The 3,387-nt window shown below is 53.7% G+C and carries 4 protein-coding genes, 3 tRNA genes and 1 rRNA gene; all 8 read right to left on the bottom strand.

What is annotated here, in order from left to right; translation table 11 throughout:
• The coding region (locus F7R20_RS31330) for a GTP-binding protein (RefSeq protein WP_151180632.1) at positions 1-469 on the bottom strand (469 nt) is incomplete at its 3' end.
• Between the two features lie 84 nt (positions 470-553).
• Positions 554-629 (bottom strand) — tRNA-Thr (locus F7R20_RS31325).
• Between the two features lie 26 nt (positions 630-655).
• A tRNA-Gly gene (locus F7R20_RS31320) sits at positions 656-729 on the bottom strand.
• A gap of 24 nt (positions 730-753) precedes the next feature.
• Positions 754-838: transfer RNA gene (locus tag F7R20_RS31315), tRNA-Tyr, on the bottom strand.
• Between the two features lie 142 nt (positions 839-980).
• Positions 981-1,436 carry a hypothetical protein gene (locus F7R20_RS31310; protein ID WP_003206104.1) on the bottom strand — a complete coding sequence of 152 codons (456 nt, stop codon included), beginning with the start codon at positions 1,434-1,436 and terminating at the stop codon, positions 981-983.
• Positions 1,437-1,443: 7 nt separating this feature from the next.
• Positions 1,444-2,193, bottom strand: a complete 750-nt coding sequence (locus F7R20_RS31305) for a pantothenate kinase (protein WP_003206105.1) — start codon at positions 2,191-2,193, stop codon at positions 1,444-1,446.
• A complete protein-coding gene (gene birA, locus F7R20_RS31300) occupies positions 2,183-3,139 on the bottom strand; it encodes a bifunctional biotin--[acetyl-CoA-carboxylase] ligase/biotin operon repressor BirA (RefSeq protein WP_003206107.1) in 957 nt (318 codons plus the stop codon). The genes F7R20_RS31305 and birA overlap by 11 nt, the downstream gene beginning before the upstream one ends.
• 133 nt (positions 3,140-3,272) lie before the next feature.
• Positions 3,273-3,387, bottom strand: a 5S ribosomal RNA gene (gene rrf / locus F7R20_RS31295).

The raw sequence follows: 3,387 nt of genomic DNA, 5'->3' as shown, positions 1-3,387 counted from the left end.
GATCGCGCACTTCCATCTCAACCAGTTCCAGCAGCTCAGCGTCGTCAACCATGTCAGCCTTGTTCAGGAAGACAACGATGTACGGAACGCCTACCTGACGGGACAGCAGGATGTGCTCACGGGTTTGCGGCATCGGACCATCAGCGGCCGAGCAAACCAGGATCGCGCCGTCCATCTGAGCAGCACCAGTGATCATGTTTTTTACGTAGTCGGCGTGACCTGGGCAGTCAACGTGTGCGTAGTGACGCACGGCCGAATCGTACTCAACGTGAGCGGTGTTGATGGTGATACCGCGAGCTTTCTCTTCCGGGGCGCTGTCGATCTTGTCGAAGTCAACCTTGGCCGAACCGAAAACTTCGGAGCAGACACGGGTCAGAGCAGCGGTCAGCGTGGTTTTACCGTGGTCAACGTGACCAATGGTACCAACGTTGACGTGCGGCTTATTACGTTCGAACTTTTCCTTAGCCATCGAAATCACCCCTAGGAGAAGAATTTAGCGAGTCACACAAGCCATTAAAACAAAGGCAGATATTTTCATATCTGCCTTGTTATATGGAGCTCTTGAGCGGATTTGAACCGCTGACCTCACCCTTACCAAGGGTGTGCTCTACCAACTGAGCTACAAGAGCGAAACACTTTGCACAACCTGCAAACTTGGAGCGGGTAGCGGGAATCGAACCCGCATCATCAGCTTGGAAGGCTGAGGTTCTACCACTAAACTATACCCGCGGAGCTTGCAGCTCACGCTAAAAATGGTGGAGGGGGAAGGATTCGAACCTTCGAAGTCGTAGACGTCAGATTTACAGTCTGATCCCTTTGGCCGCTCGGGAACCCCTCCTAAGCGAGCCGGCATTCTATATCATGCCAGCCTTCTGTCAAGCATTTTCTCATTAAAAACCTGAGGTTAGCTGCGTTGACGTCGCTTCGTATCGCTAACCTTTAAAGGTCTTCGCTGCGAAGCGGGCGCCATTCTATGCAAACTACCCAGCGGGTGCAACCCCTTCGCATGGCATTATTTTATGTTTTAACTCATTGAATTCTTTAGAAAGGTTTTGAAGCAACGTTTCATTCACCTTTCCCGCGCTTTCCTGGGAAACCTGAACCCAGAATCCCCCACCCTCAGGGAGATTTGGCGAGTTCGGCGCAGCAGAACGACCTACAACGCCCGAGGCAGCCAATCGCTGCTCCAGCTGCCTGGCCAGCTCCGGACGAACAAAACCACCCAAGTAAACACAGGTCTTTGGCGCTTCACCGGGTTTACCCAGGTCGCGCCTGATAAGTGCATCCGCCGTTTCGCTCAACAGGTGAATATCCTGCTGCGAACCGCGGTACAAACTGAGCGGAGTCACATCCTTGGCGCGAAGTGGGGCCTCCTGCTGATGCCAGATGTAGTAGAAGACATTCAAAACCAGCAACAACAGAAACAACCACCGCATAGAAACCTCAAGACAAAGGACAGGCCATCGCCAAACCGACAAATACCAGGTCGGGCACCACCCTGGCATCAGGAACAACCCCGGAAACCAGATTGGCGTCCCCACCCGTGAGAAACACCACGAAATCCTTTCCCCAATATTGCTGCGCCAATTCAAGCTGAGTCAGGACAAACCCTCTGAGCATCAGCATGCAACCGCGCTCGACCGCTTCGACAGTTGTCCGACCTGGAGCGAGACTCTCATGGGCTCGCTCAGCCGCCATATCGTCATATCGAATTCTTCGCGTGTGAGTACGCAATTGGTTACGCATCAAAGGCATGCCCGGACAAATGAATCCGCCGAGATGCTCACCGTCCGCCGCCACAAAATCAGCCGTAATGGCAGTACCAAAATCAAGGACCAGGCACGCGCCTGAAGCAAGATGGAACCCACCAAGCAGGGCCAGCCATCGATCAAGCCCCAACCGCTCGTAATCCTGATAGCCGTTTTTCACCCCCGCCATTTCTCGGGCAGGCATAGCACGGGTCACCGACACCCCATACGCATCAACCAGAGAGGCGACCAATGAATCTGTCTCCTCCGGAGTCCTCACACTAACAAGACGACATTTCTTGAGTTGGAACTTCTCGGCATTACTGAGGCTCACCAGCAAATCGCTGTCAGAGCTGACCACACCGCCGTCAACCGTCGTCACCCCGTCGGCACGAAGAACACGCCATTTGATAAAGCTATTGCCGCAGTCAAGCTCAAGAATCATCACGCAACCTCAGGCTGAGCTCACCACCGCTAAAGTTTTTTTCCACACCCTCTACCTTCAAACGCAGCGCACCCTGGTGATCAATGCCCAGCACAATACCGTCAATTTTATTAACACCAGCAATCAGGGAGACAGCCCTGCCCTGCCAAAGATGGTGTTGCTCCCACTCCGACTGTATTGCGGCAAACCCCGATGCACGATGAAGCTCCAGATAGTGCTGAAGCTTCGCCCCCAATCGTGCCACCAGCTCATTTCGATCAAAATTCCTTCCTGCCTCAAGGCACATGGATGTCCATTGCTGGTCGACCTCATCAGTCGATTGCATATTCACATTAATCCCCACGCCCAGGACAACATGGCAAACGTCCGCAGGATCTCCCACCAACTCAAGCAAAATGCCGGCGATCTTTTTCTCTCCCACCAAGACATCATTAGGCCATTTCAGACCCGCCTCGGCGATCCCCATATCACGCAGGGCATGCATGACAGCAAGCCCGACGACCAGGCTCAGCCCTTCGATCTGTCGCATGCCGCCGTCAATGCGTAGCACCAGGCTGTGGTAGAGATTTTCGGCAAACGGACTGACCCACTTACGGCCACGACGACCACGACCAGCGACCTGTCGCTCGGCCAAAACCATGAATGGCGCCGCCACCCCACGCTCGATCAAACGCAGCGCCTCGGCGTTGGTGGAGTCAATAGTGTCAAAGATATGGACAGGCCACTCATGAAGGCCTTTTGCGCAAATCTCTGCCGCATCCAAAAGCACCAGAGGTTTAGCCAACTGATACCCCCTACCTCGAACCTTATGAACAGACAGCCCTATTTCTGCTTCCAAGTGCTGTAATTGCTTCCATACAGCACTACGACTGATACCCAGCGCAGCACCCAGCGCCTGCCCTGAATGAAAGCGACCATCCTTCAGAAGTTTTAGCAACGTGAGCATGCGGACTGCGCCCTGATAATGAGGCCCGCATGATAGCCATGCGCAAGACAGTTGCATAGAAACACAAAATGACTTTCCCGCGGGCAAAACAAAACCCCTACCTGCGTCAGCAGATAGGGGTTTCGGAATTTAATCTTGACGATGACCTACTCTCACATGGGGAAACCCCACACTACCATCGGCGATGCATCGTTTCACTGCTGAGTTCGGGATGGGATCAGGTGGTTCCAATGCTCTATGGTCGTCAA

Source organism: Pseudomonas brassicacearum subsp. brassicacearum, from assembly GCF_008801605.1.
Lineage (GTDB): Bacteria > Pseudomonadota > Gammaproteobacteria > Pseudomonadales > Pseudomonadaceae > Aquipseudomonas > Aquipseudomonas brassicacearum.
Note: the sequence above shows the minus strand (reverse complement) of the source record. Positions and strands in the feature narration are given on the sequence as shown.

What these genes read in the sequence shown, in the direction of transcription:
- F7R20_RS31305 (WP_003206105.1), bottom strand. Translation starts at nt 2,193, where the DNA reads ATGATTCTTGAGCTTGACTGCGGCAATAGCTTTATCAAATGGCGTGTT.
- F7R20_RS31310 (WP_003206104.1), bottom strand. Translation starts at nt 1,436, where the DNA reads ATGCGGTGGTTGTTTCTGTTGTTGCTGGTTTTGAATGTCTTCTACTAC.
- birA (WP_003206107.1), bottom strand. Translation starts at nt 3,139, where the DNA reads ATGCTCACGTTGCTAAAACTTCTGAAGGATGGTCGCTTTCATTCAGGG.